Annotated in this window: 1 pseudogene; it reads left to right on the forward strand. The window is 47.6% G+C overall.

Annotation, left to right across the window (positions count from 1 at the left end):
* Window positions 1-391: pseudogene (locus AB4486_RS23180) on the forward strand (hypothetical protein); the annotation flags it as partial.

Raw genomic sequence — 391 nt, forward strand, 5'->3', positions numbered from 1 at the left:
CACCACAGATGCAGTATTCCGGCTAACCCAACGTGTGTATCAAGAGAAGAAAGAGACGGGAGAGATCACTGATATCGATTTTGACCTCTCTTTGAGTGACGATTTCTTAGCGCGTTGGTCTAACTTTGCTGGCTATAACGATGACCTCAAAGGCTGGGAGTATGGTACGGGCATTACCTTGTACCATTACCTTTCTCAAGACCAAGCTCTGTAATACAGCGCCACGATAACCGCGACCAGCGAACCGTATAACCACAACGAATATTCGCAAGTGTCGGTAACGTATAGAGAAAATGTATGGAAGGAATGGCTGTTTTACGAGGTCACCCCGCGTTACCAGTGGGAACGAGAGCCTTACGAGAAACACACGGAGAAGCCAACATCACCCTTA

Origin of the sequence: Vibrio sp. 10N.222.55.C6 (genome assembly GCF_041473395.1) — a bacterium.
In the GTDB taxonomy this organism is placed as follows: Bacteria; Pseudomonadota; Gammaproteobacteria; order Enterobacterales; family Vibrionaceae; genus Vibrio; species Vibrio crassostreae_C.